Origin of the sequence: Enterobacter sp. ku-bf2, assembly GCF_001742765.1 — a bacterium.
GTDB lineage: Bacteria > Pseudomonadota > Gammaproteobacteria > Enterobacterales > Enterobacteriaceae > Enterobacter > Enterobacter quasiroggenkampii.
In genome coordinates this window covers 1,805,827-1,825,442 of sequence record NZ_MDVW01000001.1, presented here as the reverse complement: position 1 = coordinate 1,825,442, position 19,616 = coordinate 1,805,827, and the positions used below count along the sequence as shown (strand labels likewise).

At 58.7% G+C, this 19,616-nt stretch carries 13 protein-coding genes; 4 read left to right on the top strand and 9 right to left on the bottom strand.

All coding sequences use genetic code 11. The features are described 5' to 3' along the window. Window positions 1–261: 261 nt before the first annotated feature. From BFG58_RS08700 to betI, 6 genes are all read right to left on the bottom strand, one after another. Window positions 262–909, bottom strand: coding sequence for an anti-sigma factor (locus tag BFG58_RS08700; protein WP_069719628.1), 648 nt, complete (start codon window positions 907–909; stop codon window positions 262–264). Further along, window positions 906–1,460 (bottom strand): RNA polymerase sigma factor, encoded by a 555-nt coding sequence (locus BFG58_RS08695; protein WP_069719627.1) that lies wholly within the window; start codon window positions 1,458–1,460, stop codon window positions 906–908. The genes BFG58_RS08700 and BFG58_RS08695 overlap by 4 nt, the downstream gene beginning before the upstream one ends. Window positions 1,461–1,503: 43 nt before the next feature. Beyond that, window positions 1,504–2,067 (bottom strand): fasciclin domain-containing protein, encoded by a 564-nt coding sequence (locus BFG58_RS08690; RefSeq protein WP_069719626.1) that lies wholly within the window; start codon window positions 2,065–2,067, stop codon window positions 1,504–1,506. Window positions 2,068–2,658: 591 nt separating this feature from the next. Beyond that, complete coding sequence (gene betA / locus BFG58_RS08685) at window positions 2,659–4,323, bottom strand: choline dehydrogenase (RefSeq protein WP_063621087.1); 1,665 nt, start codon at window positions 4,321–4,323, stop codon at window positions 2,659–2,661. Window positions 4,324–4,336: 13 nt separating this feature from the next. Then, entirely contained in the window at window positions 4,337–5,809 is a 1,473-nt protein-coding gene (gene betB / locus BFG58_RS08680) for a betaine-aldehyde dehydrogenase (RefSeq protein WP_032656123.1), read from the bottom strand. Between the two features lie 13 nt (window positions 5,810–5,822). Then, complete coding sequence (gene betI, locus BFG58_RS08675) at window positions 5,823–6,410, bottom strand: transcriptional regulator BetI (RefSeq protein WP_023343550.1); 588 nt, start codon at window positions 6,408–6,410, stop codon at window positions 5,823–5,825. A gap of 128 nt (window positions 6,411–6,538) precedes the next feature. Here betI and betT point away from each other — a divergent pair, with 128 nt between their 5' ends. Continuing rightward, complete coding sequence (gene betT / locus BFG58_RS08670; protein WP_024906970.1) at window positions 6,539–8,572, top strand: choline BCCT transporter BetT; 2,034 nt, start codon at window positions 6,539–6,541, stop codon at window positions 8,570–8,572. Window positions 8,573–8,618: 46 nt separating this feature from the next. Here the strand turns inward: betT and BFG58_RS08665 are convergent, their stop codons facing one another. The 3 genes from BFG58_RS08665 to BFG58_RS08655 form a co-directional block, all read right to left on the bottom strand. After that, window positions 8,619–10,724: a prolyl oligopeptidase family serine peptidase gene (locus BFG58_RS08665; RefSeq protein ID WP_083261462.1), complete on the bottom strand. Its 2,106-nt coding sequence runs from the start codon at window positions 10,722–10,724 to the stop codon at window positions 8,619–8,621. Between the two features lie 321 nt (window positions 10,725–11,045). Further along, the gene (entD, locus tag BFG58_RS08660; RefSeq protein WP_048026927.1) at window positions 11,046–11,699 is read right to left on the bottom strand and encodes an enterobactin synthase subunit EntD; all 654 of its coding nucleotides are present in this window, start codon (window positions 11,697–11,699) and stop codon (window positions 11,046–11,048) included. Window positions 11,700–11,861: 162 nt separating this feature from the next. After that, window positions 11,862–14,111 carry a TonB-dependent siderophore receptor gene (locus tag BFG58_RS08655; protein WP_045909630.1) on the bottom strand — a complete coding sequence of 750 codons (2,250 nt, stop codon included), beginning with the start codon at window positions 14,109–14,111 and terminating at the stop codon, window positions 11,862–11,864. Between the two features lie 144 nt (window positions 14,112–14,255). Between BFG58_RS08655 and fes the strand changes: the two genes are divergently transcribed. From fes to entF, 3 genes are read left to right on the top strand one after another with little or no spacing between them, the layout of a single operon-like run. Beyond that, on the top strand, window positions 14,256–15,455 hold the full coding sequence (gene fes / locus BFG58_RS08650) for an enterochelin esterase (protein WP_069719624.1): 1,200 nt from the start codon (window positions 14,256–14,258) through the stop codon (window positions 15,453–15,455). Between the two features lie 10 nt (window positions 15,456–15,465). Continuing rightward, window positions 15,466–15,678 (top strand): MbtH family NRPS accessory protein, encoded by a 213-nt coding sequence (locus BFG58_RS08645; protein WP_069719623.1) that lies wholly within the window; start codon window positions 15,466–15,468, stop codon window positions 15,676–15,678. After that, the gene (gene entF / locus BFG58_RS08640; RefSeq protein WP_069719622.1) at window positions 15,675–19,532 is read left to right on the top strand and encodes an enterobactin non-ribosomal peptide synthetase EntF; all 3,858 of its coding nucleotides are present in this window, start codon (window positions 15,675–15,677) and stop codon (window positions 19,530–19,532) included. Before BFG58_RS08645 ends, entF begins: the two co-directional genes overlap by 4 nt. Window positions 19,533–19,616: the final 84 nt, after the last annotated feature.

Here is a 19,616-nt window from a genome sequence, read left to right as displayed (position 1 = left end):
CTATTGAGTGATGCAAAAAATAAAAGGCAGAGAAGCGTTAATGAATAATGACAAATTCATTAACGCGGTTTTGGATATATTGTGTATCGGGAATGAAATGATGTTCGTTTAAAACTTAATGGAGTACGGAAGAGTCTGTCAATGTCGTTTTTTAATAATTAAATTAATTGCAGACCTAATATTTAATTCTTAAAGGTAACCGAGAATAGTATATAAATGAAATCGGGTCACGATAGCGGCCCTGCGAACAGGGCCTGAGGATTATAATTTGCCACTGTAAAGCACCGGGCCTGTGGGGAGTCCAGTGGGCGAGCCGCCCTCTGGTTCAAGGCTTATGGCTATCGTGGCGTCAGGAGGGAGCGTTGTGTTCCTGAGAGTGACACGTGTGGGGATGTCGTTATGCAGCAGCCCCATGGATACCGGCGCCTGCCCGCCTGGGATCAGCCAAAGCTGCAGGCTGTGTTGCGCCGCGACGACCGTTGGTCGAAGGGGGGCAATGCTCAGGTGCTGACGGCTGGCGTCCGCGCTGACGACCCACTGTCCGTGCTGTTGGGTATCGTTGAGTACCATCAGCGGAGCGAGTTCCGGGGTACGGATGGCATACCAGGCAACGACCGACAGGGCGGCGAGGGAGGCCGCAGCCATCCAGCCGACATAAGGCCGACTTTTGCGTAAAGGCTTTTTGGGCGGCAGATCGAGGGCGATTCTCTTCCACACCGTCTCGGGTGGCGGGACGGGCACAAGATGACTATCCAGCGTGCTGAACATCTCCTGCCAGTACGCCACGCGGGCAGCCAGGGCGGGTTCATGGAGGACCCTTTTCTGGAACTGAAGCCGCGCTCCTCCCCGCAGCGTGCCGAGGGCATACTCTGCTGCCAGCATGTCGTCGCGTTTTTCTGCGTCATTCATAGCCCGACACACTCCCGAAGATGGTCCATTGCCCGACGTATCCAGCTTTTCACCGAGCCCAGAGGCTGCTGGAGCCAGTCGGCAATGTCGCTGTGAGACATTCCCTGATAGTAGGCGAGCGTAATGCTCTGGCGCTGTTCGCTGCTCAAATGTTCGAGACACTGCCTGAGCCGTTCTGCCTGCACATCGTCGTGCCAGTTATTCTGCTCATCGTTCTCGCAAGGCAGAATCGCGTCGCTATACGCCGTCTCGCGGTCGGCAGCGCGGGTTTGCCCGCTGCGCAGCCAGTCAATACAGCGGTTGCGCACAATGTGCGTAAGCCAGGTCATCGGGGAGCTCAGTGCAGCGTTGTAGGTTTCGGCTTTACTCCAGACGGTGATAAAACAGTCGTGAAGGATCTCTTCTGCCCACGCGCGGTCACGCAGCATGCGCAGCGCGACGGCAAACAGGTGTGGCGACGTGAGTCGATAAAGTTGTTCAAATGCACGGCGATCGCCGTTTGCGACCGCCTGCATTAATTTCAGTTGCTGTTCAGCCAGCGCGTTATCCATGTTTTTCCCGGAAGGCAACGTCACACTTCCGAAGTATAGACAACTACTTAGGCATCAGGACGGTATCAATCACATCGATCACGCCGTTTTTTTGATGAACGTCATAGGTGCTAATGTTCGCCACATTGCCTTTACCGTCCTTAAGCTGAATATTGTGCGGACCGTTGCTCATGATCCACAGCGGCTGACCGTTAACGGTCTTCAGCTCCGCGTGGCCGCCGCCCTGTTTAATTTTCTGCTCCAGCGCTTTCATATCGTAATTACCGGCGACCACGTGATAGGTCAGGATGCTGGTGAGTGTGGCTTTGTTTTCGGGTTTGACCAGGTTCTCGACCGTGCCGGCAGGCAATTTCGCAAACGCCGCATTGGTCGGCGCAAAGACGGTGAATGGCCCTTTGCTCTGAAGCGTATCCACCAGTCCTGCCGCTTTGACGGCGGCTACCAGCGTGGTGTGATCTTTCGAGTTTATGGCGTTTTCAACAATATTTTTGCTCGGGAACATTTCCGCTCCGCCCACCATCACAGAGCCTGACGTCATGGCGGCTGATGCGCCTGCACAGAAGAGTAAAGCGCTGGTTACGAATGCAACATGGGTTAGCTTTTTCATCATCTTTCCTCGGATTGGGGAGCAAAGGGGTTGCTCACATATGCATATACGAGGGGAGGGTGGAAACTGGATGCAGGAAAATAAAAATAAATTTTTGAAGGGGGAGGTTAATCCCCTCTCCCCTATGGAGCTGAGGGGGGCCCACAAAGTAATCCCAGCACGGAACAGTCCCCTCGCCCCTCCGGGGAGAGGGTTAGGGTGAGGGGAACATTCAGCTGTTGTGGTCATTCCTTTCACTTTATGTTCCTTGCTACTCTGTAACCCCATAACCTGTGAACGTGCCAGGGTGGCTCAGTCGCCACCACCCTGGCGACCCGGGCTCCCGGCGGTAAATCGCCGCTACGCGGTGCCCTCGGCTTATTCCTTCCGGCTTATCGGGGACGGGCGGAGGTAACGTCCCTGTAAAACCCGCCCTCTCGGCGCATCCATGCGCCTCGCCCCGGCCTGCAGGAAACGCCTCAGCGATTTACAGCCGGACCAGGGCATCGCTGAAAGGCTTCAGTCGTTCTTAAACAACGTTATTGATGCTGCTTAAAATTACTGGGGATCCCTCAGCCTATGGGGAGAGGGGCAGGGTGAGGGGAAATATCCTCAGCGCCTCACCGGTGCCCCGTTCGCCACATAATACGCCGCTGTGCTCTTCGCCAGCGGCTCGCGTCCACGAATGGCGTCGGCAATCTTCTCGCCAATCATAATGGTGGTGGCGTTCAGGTTGCCGGTGATGATCTGCGGCATAATCGACGCATCCACCACGCGCAGCCCTTCCAGCCCGTGAACGCGGCCTTCGCCGTCGACCACCGCCATCTCGTCATAGCCCATCTTGCAGGTGCCGCACGGGTGGAAGGCGGTTTCGGCGTGGTTGCGCACGAACTCGTCCAGCTGCTCGTCGGTCTGGCAGTCAATACCCGGACTGATTTCACGGCCGCGGTACTTGTCCAGCGCGGGCTGGTGCATGATCTCGCGGGTGATGCGTATCGCGTCGCGGAACTCCTGCCAGTCCTGCTCGTGGGACATGTAGTTGAACAGGATCGCCGGATGCTGGTGCGGATCGCGCGACTGGATGCGCACGTGTCCACGGCTCGGCGAGCGCATGGAGCCGACGTGGCACTGGAAGCCGTGCTCTTTTACCGCGTTCGAGCCGTTGTAGTTAATCGCCACCGGCAGGAAGTGGTACTGAATGTTTGGCCACTCAAACTCTTCACGGCTGCGGATAAACCCGCCCGCTTCGAAGTGGTTGCTCGCGCCCACGCCGGTGCCGCCAAACAGCCACTCGGCGCCAATCTTCGGCTGGTTCCACCACTGCAGGGCAGGGTAGAGGGAGACCGGCTCTTTGCATTCGTACTGGAGGTACATCTCCAGGTGATCCTGCAGGTTTTCGCCCACGCCGGGCAGATCGTGTACCAGCGGGATATCGAACTGTTTCAGCAGGTCAGCGTTGCCCACGCCAGAGCGCTGGAGGATCTGCGGGGAGGCAATCGCCCCGGCACTCAACAGCACTTCTTTTTTTGCCGTCGCTTTGGATGGGATGGTGCTTTCACCCTCCAGCCACTCGACGCCCACCGCGCGCTTGCCCTCAAAGAGGATGCGATCGGTCATGGCGTGGGTGCGGATGGTCAGGTTTGGGCGCGGTTTCGCCTGATCCAGATAGCCGCGCGCGGTGCTGGCGCGTCGGCCCTGCGGCGTGACCGTGCGGTCCATCGGGCCGAAGCCCTCCTGCTGATAGCCGTTGAGATCGTCGGTGCGCGGATAGCCCGCCTGCACGCCCGCTTCCACCATTGCCTCGAACAGCGGGTTCACGCCCGGTTTCGAGGTGGTGACGCTCACCGGACCGTCGCCGCCATGATAGTCGTTCGGCCCCACGTCGCGGGTCTCTGCCTTGCGGTAGTAGGGCAGGCAGTTGAGGTAGCTCCAGTGCTCCAGACCCGGCTCTTTCGCCCAGTGGTCAAGGTCCATTGCGTTACCGCGGATGTAGCACATGCCGTTGATCAGCGACGAGCCGCCCAGCCCTTTGCCGCGCCCGCACTCCATGCGGCGGTTGTTCATGTACGGCTCTGGTTCGGTTTCGTACGCCCAGTTGTAGCGCTTGCCCTGCAGCGGGAACGCCAGCGCGGCGGGCATCTGGGTGCGGAAGTCAAAGCGGTAATCCGGTCCGCCCGCTTCAAGCAGCAGGACGGTGGTGTTCGGATCTTCAGTCAGTCGTGTAGCCAGCACGTTGCCGGCAGAGCCGGCCCCGATAATGATGTAGTCAAATTGCAAATAAACCTCCCGGTTAAAATATGGACTGGAATTTACCCATCTCAACCTGGATGGACTTCACCTGGGTATAGCTCTGCAGCGTCATCACGCCATTCTCGCGGCCAATGCCGGAGTGCTTGTAGCCGCCGACCGGCATCTCTGCAGCGGATTCACCCCAGGTGTTGATCCAGCAGATGCCCGCCTCGAGCTGATGAATGGCGCCGTGGGCGCGGTTCAGGTCGGCCGTGACGATGCCTGCCGCCAGCCCGTAGTCGGTGTCGTTGGCGCGGCGAATCGCTTCCTCAATGGACTCATAGGTGAGGATGGACATCACCGGGCCGAAGATCTCTTCGCGCACGATGGTCATCTCGTCAGTGCAGTCGGTGAACACGGTCGGGGCCACCCACGCGCCGTTATCGAAGCCTTCGCCCTTCAGCACGTCGCCGCCGCACAGCACGCGCGCGCCTTCCTCTTTGCCTTTGGCGATGTAGCGCATCACGCTGTCGCGGTGCGGGAAGCTGACCATCGGACCAAAGTTGGTAGCTTCATCGAACAGATCGCCCGCGCGGATGCGGCCCACGCGCTCAACGATTTTCTGCTCAAACGCGGCTTTGAACTTAGCCGGAACAAACACACGGGTGCCGTTGGTGCACACCTGGCCGGAGCTGAAAAAGTTGGCCATCATGGCGATGTCCGCCGCGAGATCCAGATCCGCATCGTCAAAAATAATCAGCGGCGATTTGCCGCCCAGCTCCATCGTCACCTCTTTCAGGGAGGAGGCCGCAGCGTTCGCCATCACCTTTTTGCCGCTGGCGACGCCGCCGGTAAAGGAGACTTTGGCGATGCCCGGATGCTCGGTCAGGTACTGGCCGGTCTCCGCGCCCACGCCCGGCAGGACGTTAAACACGCCGTCCGGCAGGCCCGCTTCGGTGTAGATCTCGGCAAGCTTCAGGGCGGTAAGCGGTGTCACTTCGCTCGGCTTGAAGATCATTGCGTTGCCCGCCGCCAGCGCCGGGGCGGATTTCCACAGGGCGATCTGGATCGGGTAGTTCCATGCGCCGATGCCCGCTACCACGCCCAGCGGCTCGCGGCGGGTATAGACGAATGAGGTCTCGCGCAAGGGGATCTGGCTGCCTTCCAGCGCCGGGATCAGACCCGCGTAGTACTCCAGCACGTCCGCACCGGTGACGATATCCACGGTTGAGGTTTCGGAATACGCTTTACCGGTGTCGAGGGTTTCCAGCTTTGCCAGATCGTCGTTGCGCTCGCGCAGGATGTCGACGGCGCGACGCAGGATGCGAGAGCGCTCCATGGCGGTCATCGCTGCCCAGACTTTTTGCCCGCGCGTTGCGCTTTCTACGGCGCGATCGACGTCTTCGCGCCCGGCGGCCTGAACGGTCGCCAGGACTTCACCGTTGGCCGGGTTGATGGTCTCGAAGGTGCGACCGCTGGTGGCCGATGTATAACCACCATTGATATAAAGCTGCTGTTCTGCCATTCGGGACATAAATTCTCCTCGGTTATTCGGTCGGTAAATGCTGGCTGATAAAGTGGCTGGTCAGTGACTGCGCCAGGGTCTTATCCAGCGGCTTGCCGCTCAGCGCGGCGCGCAGCCACAGCCCGTCGATCAGCGCCGCCAGCCCATAGCCCGCCTCCTGGGCCTGCTCGCGCGGAAGCTCGCGGCGGAACTCGTACACCAGGTTCGACAGCAGGCGGCGGCTGCTCACCTGCTGCAGGCGGTAGAGCATCGGCTGGTGCATGCTGCTTGCCCAGAAGGCCAGCCAGGCCTTCATCGCCGCGCTGCTCACCTGGGTTTCATCAAAGTTACCGCCGACAATCGCCTGCAGACGCTGCTCCGCGCTGCCGTTCGGCAGGGCGTGCAGGCGGCTTAATACCGCATCGCGCAGCTGGCCGGTGATGTCGCGCATGGTCGCTTCCAGCAGGCCGTTTTTGTCTTTGAAATAGTGACTGATGATCCCCGTGGAAACGCCTGCCCGACGGGCGATCTGCGCGATCGTCGCGTCGTGCATTCCCACTTCATTTATTGCTTCCAGCGTGGCGTCGATAAGCTGCCTGCGCCGGATCGGCTGCATCCCCACTTTGGGCATTTTTGCCACTCCATTCATCAGCGTTGGTTAACCATTAAAGCGGTTTTTGATTGGACGTTCAATATAAAATGTGTCTTAATTGTTGCGGATTTGGATTTTAATAGTTACAAAAACAGTGAGGATACTGGATGACAGACCTTTCACAGGACAGAGAAAAAGACAAAATCAACCCGGTCGTTTTTTATACGTCCGCCGGGCTGATTTTGTTGTTTTCCCTGACAACGATCTTCTTTCGCGATTTTTCTGCCGAGTGGATTGGGCGCACCCTGAACTGGGTGTCAAAGACCTTCGGCTGGTACTACCTGCTGGCGGCGACGCTTTATATCGTCTTTGTGGTCTGCATTGCCTGCTCGCGCTTCGGCTCCGTTAAGCTCGGTCCCGAGCAGTCCAAGCCCGAGTTCAGCCTGCTGAGCTGGGCCGCGATGCTGTTTGCCGCGGGCATCGGCATCGACCTGATGTTCTTCTCCGTGGCGGAACCGGTCACGCAGTATATGCAGCCCCCGGAAGGGGCAGGGCAGACGATGGAGGCCGCACGCCAGGCGATGGTCTGGACGCTGTTCCACTACGGCCTGACCGGCTGGTCAATGTACGCCCTGATGGGGATGGCGCTGGGATACTTTAGCTATCGTTATAATTTGCCCCTCACCATCCGCTCCGCGCTGTACCCGATTTTCGGAAAAAAGATCAACGGCCCGATTGGCCACAGCGTCGACATTGCGGCGGTGATCGGCACCATCTTCGGCATCGCGACAACTCTCGGGATTGGCGTGGTGCAGCTCAACTACGGGCTGAGCGTGCTGTTTGATATTCCGGATTCGATGGCGGCGAAAGCGGCGCTGATTGCGCTCTCCGTCATTATCGCCACCATTTCGGTGACGTCGGGCGTCGATAAGGGCATCCGCGTGCTCTCCGAGCTGAACGTGGCGCTGGCGCTGGGCCTGATCCTGTTCGTGCTGTTTATGGGCGACACCTCGTTCCTGCTCAATGCCTTAGTGCTGAACGTGGGCGACTACGTCAACCGCTTTATGGGTATGACGCTGAACAGCTTCGCCTTTGATCGCCCGGTGGAGTGGATGAACAACTGGACGCTGTTCTTCTGGGCGTGGTGGGTGGCGTGGTCACCGTTTGTCGGCCTGTTCCTGGCGCGTATTTCACGTGGCCGCACCATCCGTCAGTTTGTTATGGGCACGCTGATTATCCCGTTCACCTTTACCCTGCTGTGGCTGTCGGTGTTCGGCAACAGCGCGCTCCATGAGATCATCCACGGCAACGCAACCTTTGCGCAGGAGGCGATGGCGCACCCGGAGCGCGGCTTCTACAGCCTGCTGGCGCAGTACCCGGCGTTCACCTTTAGCGCCTCCGTGGCGACCATTACCGGCCTGCTGTTTTACGTCACCTCAGCGGATTCCGGCGCGCTGGTACTGGGCAACTTCACCTCGAAGCTCAAAGACATCAACAGCGATGCGCCGAACTGGCTGCGCATCTTCTGGTCCGTCGCCATCGGCCTGCTGACGCTCGGTATGCTGATGACCAATGGCATATCGGCGTTGCAGAACACCACGGTGATCATGGGGCTGCCGTTCAGCTTCGTTATCTTCTTCGTGATGGCCGGGCTGTATAAATCGCTCAAGGTGGAAGATTACCGCCGCGTCAGCGCCAGCCGCGACACCGCACCGCGTCCGATGGGGGCCCAGGACAGGCTGAGCTGGAAGAAACGCCTGTCGCGCCTGATGAACTACCCGGGCACGCGCTACACCAAACAGATGATGGAGACGGTCTGCTTCCCGGCAATGGAAGAGGTGGCGCAGGAGCTGAAGCTGCGCGGCGCCTACGTGGAGCTGAAAAACCTGCCGCCGGAGGAGGGCGAGACCCTGGGGCACCTGGACCTGCTGGTGCACATGGGCGACGAGCAGAATTTTGTCTACCAGATCTGGCCACAGCAGTACTCGGTCCCCGGCTTTACCTACCGGGCGCGCAGCGGGAAGTCGACCTACTACCGGCTGGAGACCTTCCTGCTGGAAGGAAGTCAGGGGAATGATTTGATGGACTACAGCAAGGAGCAGGTGATTACGGATATTCTGGACCAGTATGAACGGCACCTGAACTTTATCCACCTGCACAGGGAAGCGCCGGGGAATAGCGTGATGTTCCCGGATGTTTGAACCATTTCGTGTATGAATGACAGGGCACCCGTAACGGGTGCCGCTTTCACCTGTCCTGAACGTGAAGACCGGTTTTCCAGATAAAGAAACTTACCGTGTCGACTAATTTTGAATCGGCCTCGGCATAGGTTGCCGCACTGTGTCCTCCCTGACGGTAAGCCAGAACCAGCACGCTGCGCGGCGAGCCGATCTCCTCTAAACGGGCGGCGAATTTTGCTGTTTGCCACGGGGAAACGCGCTGGTCATGCAGGCCCACGGTTAACAGCACGGGAGGATAACGTTTTTCAGGTAACAGATGCCGGTAAGCATCTATTTTCAATAAGTTTAGCCTGCCTGACGGCGTCAGCGGCGATCCCAGTTCGTCATAGTTCATCACGCCTATCGGAATGTTATCCAGTCGGCTGGTATTCAGCATCCCGGCGTCTATGGCCACTGCGGAAAACAGTTCCGGGCGACGGGTCATCGCCATACCCACGATAATTCCCCCCGCGCTTTCACCCCCGATTGCCAGTTTTGACGGTGAGGTGTAGCGACTGTCGATAAGATATTCCGCGCAACGGATAAAATCGGTAATGGAATTTTCTTTCTTATCCGCTCTTCCTGCTTCGTGCCATTCAGGGCCCATTTCACCGCCTCCGCGTACATGCGCGATAGCGAGAATACCGCCTTGTTCCAGCCAGAGCAGACGGGTCAGATCGAATGAAGGAAACGTACTCACGCCGTACGCGCCATAAGCCGTCAACCAGGTAGGGACCGAACCATCGCGCGCAATGCCTTTACGGTATATGAGAGTCAGTGGGACGCGAACATTCTCTGCTGTAGTGACCCATTTTTCTTCCGTCACATAGTCTGTCAGGGGCTGGCTTAATGGCGGTATTAACTCTGTTTTCTGGAGAATGTTATCCGCAGGTTGATAATGATAAATGACGGGGGGATTAAGCCAGCCCTGACGGGTGAAGAGAATGTCCTGACTATCGCTGCTGGCAAATATCGCACTCACGTCTTCATCTGCAGGGACCGGAATTGCCTGGTGGTGACTGATATCAGCAAACGGAATACGCATGAATTTACTGCTTCCGGCGTTATGATAAGCCACATAAAGTGAATCCCTACTCAGGCTTAATTGTGTTAACTCTCCGTTCGACCAGCTCATCACGTGTTCTTTGGTGGAGGCAGGAGCCGCCAGATTGATGCGTGAAATATCATAGCCTGAGGAGGCGTTATAGCTCGCCAGATAAATCCACTTCCCGGAATAAACAAAGGCAGAAACATTTTTATCGGTATCAACAATTTTGTTCCAGGTGAGTGTGCTGTTGTCATCCGCGTCTTTTTTAGCGGCAAAAAGGTAGCCTCCATAACCACTGATGGATTTTGAAACGTTAACAATCAGATATTCAGAATCAGGAGAGGTGTACATATTAACGTTTTCGCAGGCTTTTTGTGCGAGTTCAGGTAGCGTGCGCCAGTCAAACGTCATAACGTCTCTGTCGTGCCCTATACGATGGAGGTAGACCTTGCCGCAGGTTTGTCGTCCTGAATCCTGAGTGATGGTGTTGAGACTATAATAAAAGGACTGATTATCCGCGGCCCAGACAACGCTGGGATAGCGAACGTCGGGTATATGCGTATCTAATACGACATTATCCACAACCCGGATAACGGTAATTCTCGTGCTTTCAGTCCCGTTTCTTGAGAGCCCAAAAGCCACATAGCGACCATCATGTGAAGGGCTAAAAAAATTAATCCCATAGCCAACAGGCGGATCAATGAGCACCCGTTCCGGTTTTCCCTTCTGTCTTACAAACAGCCGCAGGTATGGGTGTTCGACCGTTGAGCGTAGATAAAAACGATTTTGTCCCGCATCATAAATATCAGAAATAGTGGGGGCCGTATTCTCCAGCTCGCTTAACCTTTTCGCCAGCGCGTTTCTCCATGGAAGGGCGTGGAGTGTCTTAACCGTCTGGTTTGAGCGTTGATTTAACCAGCGAGCAGTCTGTTGGGGGTGAGTTTCCATCCAATGATAAGGATCCATGCCATCCTCATAGGGATTTTCGTTAGCATGAGCGAAAAAGAGACAGCCGAAAAATGCGAGGATAGTAATAATTATCTGCTTGCTGATAGGTTTTATTCTCGGTATCAGGCAATGTTTCATTTCTGGCTGGGCTCATGTTGTTCTGTTAGTGGCGTTAGTTGAGTACGTTATGTTTCCTTAGTCACATCGAGATAATGTAAAACAGCGAAGGCATAATGTTCCTGAAATTATAAAATTGAAATAATTTATTTTGTATTTATTGATTTTTTATTCTCGTGTTTTTGATCTGGCTCGAGGTTTTATGACTGAATTCTGTTATGAAAAACTCGCCCGAATACTTTTAAATGCTTCAGGTAGATTTTGGTGGCTATTATAAATGGTAGGAAGTGAGAGTTTCGTTATTTTTAGTCTTTAATTGCTGGAGCAATAAACAGGGCAGCATTATTCCTGAACGACAATCAAGGTATATACCTCTCCATTAACACGTTGCCAGGCGAGGCTAAAGCATTTTCCCTGCTGATAACGGCCCGCCGGATGGCTGAGCGTCAACGCGATAGTTTGCTGATTCAACGCCGTGACCTGTGCACAGTCGAATCCCATGTAGCGCCTTGCCGTAGGGAACAGTGCTTTAAACAAACTTTCTTTGGCGCTGAATGCAAGCGTCAATACCAGCGCAAAGGGGTAGCCCGAGCGCGTCAGGCACATCGCTTCCTGTGCATCAATGATGCCGTCCTGGATTTCTCGGGCTTCACGGTCAGGAAGAATGGCTTCGCAATCAATACCCACAAGCGCATCTGGATGACGGACGGCAACTGCCATCGCCTGCGTGCCGCAGTGGGTGATGCTCCCCGAAACGCCGTCAGCCCAGAGAGGTTCACCGCTGGGGCCGATGCCGGGCACAGTGTGGTCAGGTAAGGCATGCGCGGCGGCGATGCGGCCTGCCAGATGCTCGGCTTTGCGTTTGCGCCCGGCGTTTGAAAGCTCGGCGTGGTGGGGGAGCCAGAGGAGATCGGCGTCGGTGAAGGTGGTTGGGTCGAAGGTGACGTGGTGAACGGTGTGGCCGGCGAGAATGAACGTGGTGTGGGTTGTGTGCATGGTTTTTCCTTCAGAATTGTGCGGCCTGATGCCCTCACCCCGGCCCTCTCCCACGGGGAGAGGGAGCAAACACTAAAAACGGCAACGGGGTTGCCGTTTTGCTTTCACCTCGTCCTCACCCCAGCCCTCTCCCACAGGGAGAGGGAGGCGTTGTTGCCTTTATCAGAAACGCGTATTCACGCTCATATACCACGTGCGGCCTGGCTCATTATAGGTATAAGCCCCCGCGCCGTACATATACGCACCGGTGGTGGCGTTGCCCGTGGTCTGGGCATTACCCGCGCGCCACTGGCGCTTGTCGAAGACGTTATCCACGCCGCCGGTCAGGCTGACGTTTTTGGTCATGTCCCAGGTTGCGCTCAGGCCCACGATGCTGTACGGACTGACTTCGTCTTTCTCAGACCCGGTGACAGGCTGACCTTTGTAGTTGTACTTCTTCGGCTGCTGCTTGCCGTACCAGGTAAAGGTCGACTGGAGCGACACGTCCTGATGCACCTGCCAGCTCAGAGTGGAGTTCAGCGTGTACTCCGGAATGATCGACAGACGGTCGCCGGTCTCCTTGTTCTTGCTCTGCAGCATGTAGGTGATGTTGTTGGTCCAGTTAATCGTGTCGCTGACCGGCACGTTCAGGGAGCCTTCCAGACCTTCCACCACCGCCTTCGGCACGTTTTCCCACTGGTAGATATCCGTCTGCACTTTACCGGAAGAGGTGTGACCAATCGGCGCGTAGCCCGCTTCAATCTTGTCGCGGTAGTCGTTGCGGAACCAGGTGACGCCCGCCAGCCAGCCGTCGTGTTTCCACTCCAGGCCAATCTCTTTGTTGATACTGGTTTCGGCCTTCAGGTCGTCGTTACCCATCATGTAGCAGCCCACGCCGTCGGAGCTGGCGTAGCAGCCCTGGCCTTTGCTGTAGAGCAGGTAGTTCGGGTTGGTCTGGTACAGGCTCGGCGCCTTATAGGCGCGGGCGATCCCCATCTTCAGCGTGAAGTCATCCCCCAGACCCTGCGACAGGTTAAGTGACGGGCTCCAGTTGTTGCCGACGATGGTGTGATGGTCGAAGCGCAGGGCAGGGGTCAGCATGGTGCTATCGGTCAGCTCCATGTTGTTTTCGGCGAACAGAGAGAAAATCTCTGCCGACGTGTACGGGCTGCGGTCGTTGCTCATGCCCGGAATGGTGCCGCCCTGCTGAGTTTGGGTGAAGGAGGTCGAGTCCTTCATGCGCTGCTGGTTCCACTCGGTGCCAAGCGTCAGGTTCTGGTTAACGAGGAAATCAATCGGCAGGTTGATTTCACTGTGCAGCATCACGTCGGCCAGATCGGTGTCGGTGAATTTATTACTGTTGAACAGGCCTTCCAGACCGCCCGCCAGCCCTTCGCCCAGACGGGAGTTGCGGGTGTGCTCGTACTGCGCCCAGTTGCTGGTGGTAATGCCGTTATCCCAGCCGCCGTTCCAGGTCACCGCGAAGTTCTGGCGATAGATACGGTTGGTCTCTTTGCCGTAGTTCTTTTTCACCAGACCGCTGGAGCTGTTGTCATTGTTGGTGTTCTGGGTATCACCGGCGTAGAGGTTATTCTGGCGGCTGTAGCCCGCCTCAAATTCCAGAGACTGCATCGGCGCAAAGTCCCAGCGCACCACGCCGTTGATGTCTTTATTTTCCACCCCTTCACGGCCCGCGGGCAGCGTGTCGGCGTAGGCACCGGTTCGGTCAGACTGATGACCCTGGTTGATGTCCCACGCGTCGGCCTGGGTTTTGTCCAGATTGCCGAACATGCGGAAGCTGAAGTCGCCGCCCAGCGGGCCGCTCAGGCTGAAGTTGGTGCGTTTGGTGGAACCTTCATCCTTGTGCTCAGGCGCATTCAGGTAGGTATTCCAGGAGCCGTGCCACTGGTCGTCGAATTTTTTGGTGATGATGTTCACCACGCCACCTGCCGCGCCGTTGCCATAGCGCGCGGCGGCCGGACCGCGGATCACTTCGATGCGCTCGATCATCTCCGGCGGCACCCAGCCGGTATCGCCGCGCGTATCACGCTCGCCGCGCCAGCCCAGACGGATGGAGTTTCGGCTGGTCACCGGCTTGCCGTCGATCAGGATCAGTGTGTTTTCTGGCCCCATGCCGCGGATATCAATCTGACGGTTATTCCCGCGCTGGCCGCTGGTGGAGTTACCGGTCAGGTTAACGCCCGGCATGGTGCGGATGATTTCAGCCACGTCCCGCGCGGGCGGGTTTTTACGTATCTCATCGGCGGTGATGGTCGATACCCCCGGCGCCTGCAGATTCTGCTCGGCGGCGGTGATCACCATCGTGTCTTCGTGCTGCGCAGAGGCGGTGTTGTCGTCTGCCAGAGCGGGCAGCGCGACGCCGTAAATCCCTAAATTGACCAGCAAGGCCAGAGAGTGAATCTTCTTATTCATTGTACGTCCTGCTTTTGTGGTTGTTTTATGAGCGCTTCCCACAGCGCGGGCACTACGCTATTGCAAATGAAAATAGTTATCAATAATATTATCAATAAAATTTGCTCTGAAACAAAAAAGACTGTTAAACATGAGGTTATAAGGGTGACGGCGTTAACAACGGGAAGTGAAGCGTGGTGGCAGTCGAAAAACGGGCCTGAATGGAAGCCGGAAAAGGGAAACTATCGCGTCACGTTCTGGTGGCGTGACCCGGCAGGAACGCAAAGAACGTCACCGATCAAACGCGTCTGGCTCTACGTCACCGGCGTGACCGATCACCACCAAAATGCCCGCCCGCAGTCTCTCGAACGCATTCCCGATACCGACGTCTGGCAGTGGCAGGGCGAGTTCAGCCCCGAGTGGCGCGGAAGCTACTGTTTTATCCCTTCCGTGAATGAAAACGATTTTGCCAGCGTCGTGTTTGAAGGCGAGCAGCCGGAGCGCATGGCGCTGCGCGAAGGGTGGCGCAAGCTGCTGCCGCACGCGGTTTCCGACCCGCTGAATCCGCAAAGCTGGCGCGGCGGGCGCGGCCATGCCGTCTCCGCGCTGGAGATGCCGGGCGCGCCGGTTCAGCCGGGGTGGAATCATCCCGATACGCCGTATCAGCCGCCAGTCTGCATTGAGTGGGAAAGCGCGCGCCTGAAAAATCGCCGTCGCGTCTGGATTTTCACTACCGGGGGCGACGACCCGGAACGTCCGCTGGCGGTGCTGCTCGACGGGCAGTTCTGGGCCGAAAGTATGCCGGTCTGGCCTGCGCTGGCGTCTCTCACCGCCGAGCGCAAATTACCGCCTGCGGTCTACGTCTTAATTGATGTTATCGATATGGAGCATCGCAACCGCGAGCTGCCGTGCAATCCCGATTTCTGGCTGGCGGTGCAGGAAGAACTTCTCCCCCTTGTCCAACAATGCGCGCCGTTTAGCGACCGCGCCGACCGTACGGTGGTGGCTGGCCAGAGCTTTGGCGGTCTCGCGTCGCTTTATGCTGGCCTCCACTGGCCGCAGCGTTTTGGCTGCGTGCTTAGCCAGTCCGGCTCTTACTGGTGGCCACACCGCGGCGGCCAGCAGGACGGGCTGTTAATCGAACAACTTAAAGCCGGTGAAATATCTCCTCGCGGGCTACGCATCATTCTTGAAGCCGGGCGCAACGAGCCGCTCATCTTCCGCGCGAATCAGGCGATTTACGCCGAACTGCACATACACCAACCGGTTATCTGGCGTCAGGTTGACGGCGGACACGATGCGCTTTGCTGGCGCGGTGGGCTGACGCAGGGGCTGATGACCCTCTGGCAGCCGCTTATTCACTAACGGAGTCTGTATGGAATTCAGCAATCCTTTCGATAATCCGCAGGGACAGTTCGCCATTTTGCAAAACGACCAGGGGCAGTACAGTCTGTGGCCGCAGCAGTGTGAACTGCCGGCAGGGTGGCGCGTGGTGTGCGAAGCACAGTCGCAGGAGGCGTGCCAGCAGTGGCTTGCCGGGCACTGGCAAACGCTTGAGCCGTCTTACTTTGTGAGGGAGAACGCATGAACCGTCTTCCTCTCGTCGCCGCCCAGCCGGGGATCTGGATGGCGGAACAGCTGTCCATGCTGCCAAACGCCTGGAGCGTGGCGCACTACACCGAGCTGAAAGGCGATATCGATGCGCCACTGCTGGTTAAAGCCATTGCGGAAGGCATGCTGCAGGCCGATACCCTGCGCATGCGTTTTGCAGAAGAAAACGGTGAGGTGTGGCAGTGGGTGGATGAGACCTTCATTCTGCCGGAACCGTCCGTTGTCCGCGTTGATTCTCACGCCGCCGCCGTGGCGCTGATGGATTCCGATCTTAACCAGAACCTGCGCGTCGACAGCGGTCGGCCGCTGGCGTTTCACCAGCTGATTCAGGTCGGTGACAACCACTGGTACTGGTATCAGCGCTATCATCATCTGGTAGTGGATGGCTTCAGCTTCCCGGCCATTACCCGCCAGATCGCCGCAATTTATGCCGCGTGGAAAAAGGGCGACCCCACGCCGGAATCCCCGTTTACCCCATTTGCAGAGGTGGTGGACGAGTACCAGCGCTATCGCGACAGCGAGGCGTACCCGCGCGACGGCGCGTTCTGGGCCGAGCAGCGCAAACAGCTGCCTTCTCCGGTCTCGCTCTCCTCCGCGCCGCTGCCGGGTCGCGCCGCGACAACGGATATCCTGCGCCTGAAAATCGCCGCCGATGGTCGTGCTTTTAGCCAGCTTGCGCAGGCGGCAGAAAAGGTACAGCGCACCGACCTGGCCCTTGCGCTGGTGGCGCTGTGGCTGGGGCGCCTCACCGGACGGCTGGACTACGCCGCCGGGTTTATCTTTATGCGAAGGATGGGGTCCGCAGCCCTGACCGCGACCGGGCCGGTGCTTAACGTCCTGCCGCTGGCGGTCAATATCGATCCGCAGGAGAGCCTGCCCTCGCTGGCGCTGCGCCTGGCGAACCAGCTGAAAAAAATGCGCCGCCACCAGCGCTACGACGCCGAGCAGATCGTGCGCGACAGTGGGAAAGCGGCGGGCGATGAAGCGCTGTTCGGCCCGGTGCTGAACGTGAAAGTGTTCGACTACCAGCTGGATATCGACGGCGTGGAGGCCATCACCCACACGCTGGCGACCGGCCCGGTGAACGATCTGGAGCTGGCGCTGTTCCCGGACGAGCAGGGCGGGTCGAGCATTGAGATCCTCGCCAATAAACAGCGCTACGACGAGGCGATGCTGACGCGTCACGTCGCGCGCCTGAACGCGATGCTGAGGCAATTTGCGGCCAACCCGGACCTGCGCTGCGGCGAGGTGGAAACCGTTTCAGAGCAGGAATACGCTAAGCTCGCGCGCATCAACGATACCGGACTGGCGCTGCCGTCCAGCACGCTCGCGGATCTGGTGGCGGAACAGGCGAGCAAAACGCCGGACGCCCCGGCGCTGGCGGATGCGCACGTTGAACTCAGTTATCGCCAGATGCGCGAGCAGGTCGTCGCGCTGGCAAACCTGCTGCGCGCGCGCGGCGTGAAGCCGGGCGACAGCGTGGCGGTGGCCCTGCCGCGCTCGGTATTCCTGACGTTAGCCTTGCACGGCATTGTGGAGGCGGGCGCCGCGTGGCTACCGCTCGACACCGGCTACCCGGACGATCGCCTGCGGATGATGCTCGAGGACGCGAAGCCGTCCCTGCTCATTACCACTGACGAACAGCTTCCGCGCTTTAGCGATCTCTCCGTCGAGACGTTTAGTTACAACACACTATTACCGACCGCGGGTGCTGAGCCGCTGCGGCTGGCGAAGCCGGAGCAGACGGCGTACATCATCTTTACCTCCGGCTCGACCGGGCGTCCAAAAGGGGTCATGGTCGGCCATACCGCCATCGTTAACCGCCTGAAGTGGATGCAGGATCATTATCCACTGACGGCGTTTGACGTAGTGGCGCAGAAAACGCCGTGCAGCTTTGACGTGTCGGTGTGGGAGTTCTGGTGGCCGTTTATCGCCGGGGCGAAGCTGGTGATGGCCGAGCCGGACGCGCACCGCGATCCGCAGGCGATGCAAAGTTTCTTCGCCCACTATGGCGTGACCACTACCCACTTCGTGCCGTCGATGCTGGCGGCGTTTGTTGCCTCGCTGACGCCGGAAAACGTCGCCTGCTGCAAAACGCTGAAGCAGGTGTTCTGCAGCGGCGAAGCGCTGCCGACGGCGCTGTGCCGCGAGTGGGAACAGCTGACCCGCGTGCCGCTGCACAATCTTTATGGCCCGACGGAAGCGGCGGTGGACGTCAGCTGGTATCCGGCGTTTGGGCCTGAGCTGGCGGCGGTGGAAGGCAACAGCGTGCCGATCGGCTTCCCGGTGTGGAACACGGGGCTGCGCATTCTGGATGCGATGATGCGCCCGGTGCCGTTCGGCGTGGCGGGCGATCTCTACCTCACCGGCATTCAGCTGGCGCAGGGGTATCTGGGACGCCCCGATCTCACCGCCAGCCGCTTTATCGCCGACCCGGTTGCACCGGGCGAGCGGATGTACCGCACCGGAGACGTTGCCCGCTGGCTGGATAACGGCGCGGTGGAATATCTGGGCCGCAGCGACGACCAGCTTAAAATTCGCGGCCAGCGCATCGAGCTGGGTGAAATCGACCGGGCGATGCTGTCGCTGCCGGACGTGGCCCAGGCCGTGGCGCACGCCTGCGTCTTCAACCAGGCGGCGGCAACGGGCGGCGATGCCCGCCAGCTGGTGGGGTACGTGGTTTCTGAATCCGGCTTACCGCTGGACCGCGACGCGCTGCTGGAATCGCTCAAAGCCCAGCTGCCGCCGCATATGGTGCCGGTGGTGCTGCTGCAAATCAGCGCGCTGCCGCTGAGCGCCAACGGCAAGCTTGATCGCAAGGCGCTGCCGCTGCCGGAACTGACCGGTAAAACGTCCGGACGGGCCCCGGAAAGCGAAACCGAAATCGCCGTCGCGCAGGCGTTTGCCGCGCTGCTGGGCTGCGAGATCAACGACATTGAGGCGGATTTCTTTGCCCTCGGCGGCCACTCGCTGCTGGCTATGCGTCTGGCGGCGCAGCTCAGCCGTGCGTTCAACCGCAAGGTCACGCCGGGGCAGATTATGGTCGCCTCGACGGTCAGCAAGCTTAGCGCCCTGCTGGACTCGCAGATGAGTGACGAGCAGGCGCAGCGTCTGGGGTATGAAACGCTTCTGCCGCTGCGTGAGGGCGACGGCCCGACGCTGTTCTGCTTCCATCCGGCGTCCGGCTTCGCCTGGCAGTTTAGCGTGCTGGCGCGCTACCTCAGCCCGCGCTGGTCAATCGTCGGCATTCAGTCGCCGCGCCCGGACGGGCCGATGCAGCAGTGTGCGGATCTGGATGGGGTGATTGAGCGCCACCTGTTTACGTTACGTAAGCAGCAGCCGCAGGGGCCGTATTACCTGTTCGGTTATTCCCTCGGCGGCACGCTGGCGCAGGGGATTGCGGCCCGCCTGCGCGAGCAGGGTGAAGCGGTTTCATTCCTCGGCCTGCTGGATACCTGGCCGCCGGAAACCCAGAACTGGGCGGAAAAAGAGGCTAACGGCCTCGACCCGGCGGTGCTGGCAGAGATCGAGCGGGAACGTCAGGCGTTTATCGCCGCCCAGCAGGGGCAGGGCTCCAGCGAGCTGTTTAACGCGATTGAAGGCAACTACACCGACGCGGTGCGGCTGCTCACCACGGCACACAGCGCGCGCTTTGACGGCAAAGCGACGCTGTTTGTCGCCGAGCGCACGCGAACCATGGATCCGCAGGCGGCCTGGGCGCCGTGGGTGTCGGAGCTTGAGGTGTACAGCCAGGATTGCGCCCACGTGGATATCATTTCACCGCAGGCGTTTGAGAAGATAGGGCCGGTGTTGAAGAATATTTTGGGGTAACGTCATAAGCGCCGGGTGGCGGCTACGCCTTACCCGTCCTACGGGAGCCGAGTGTAGGCCGGGTAAGGCGTAGCCGCCACCCGG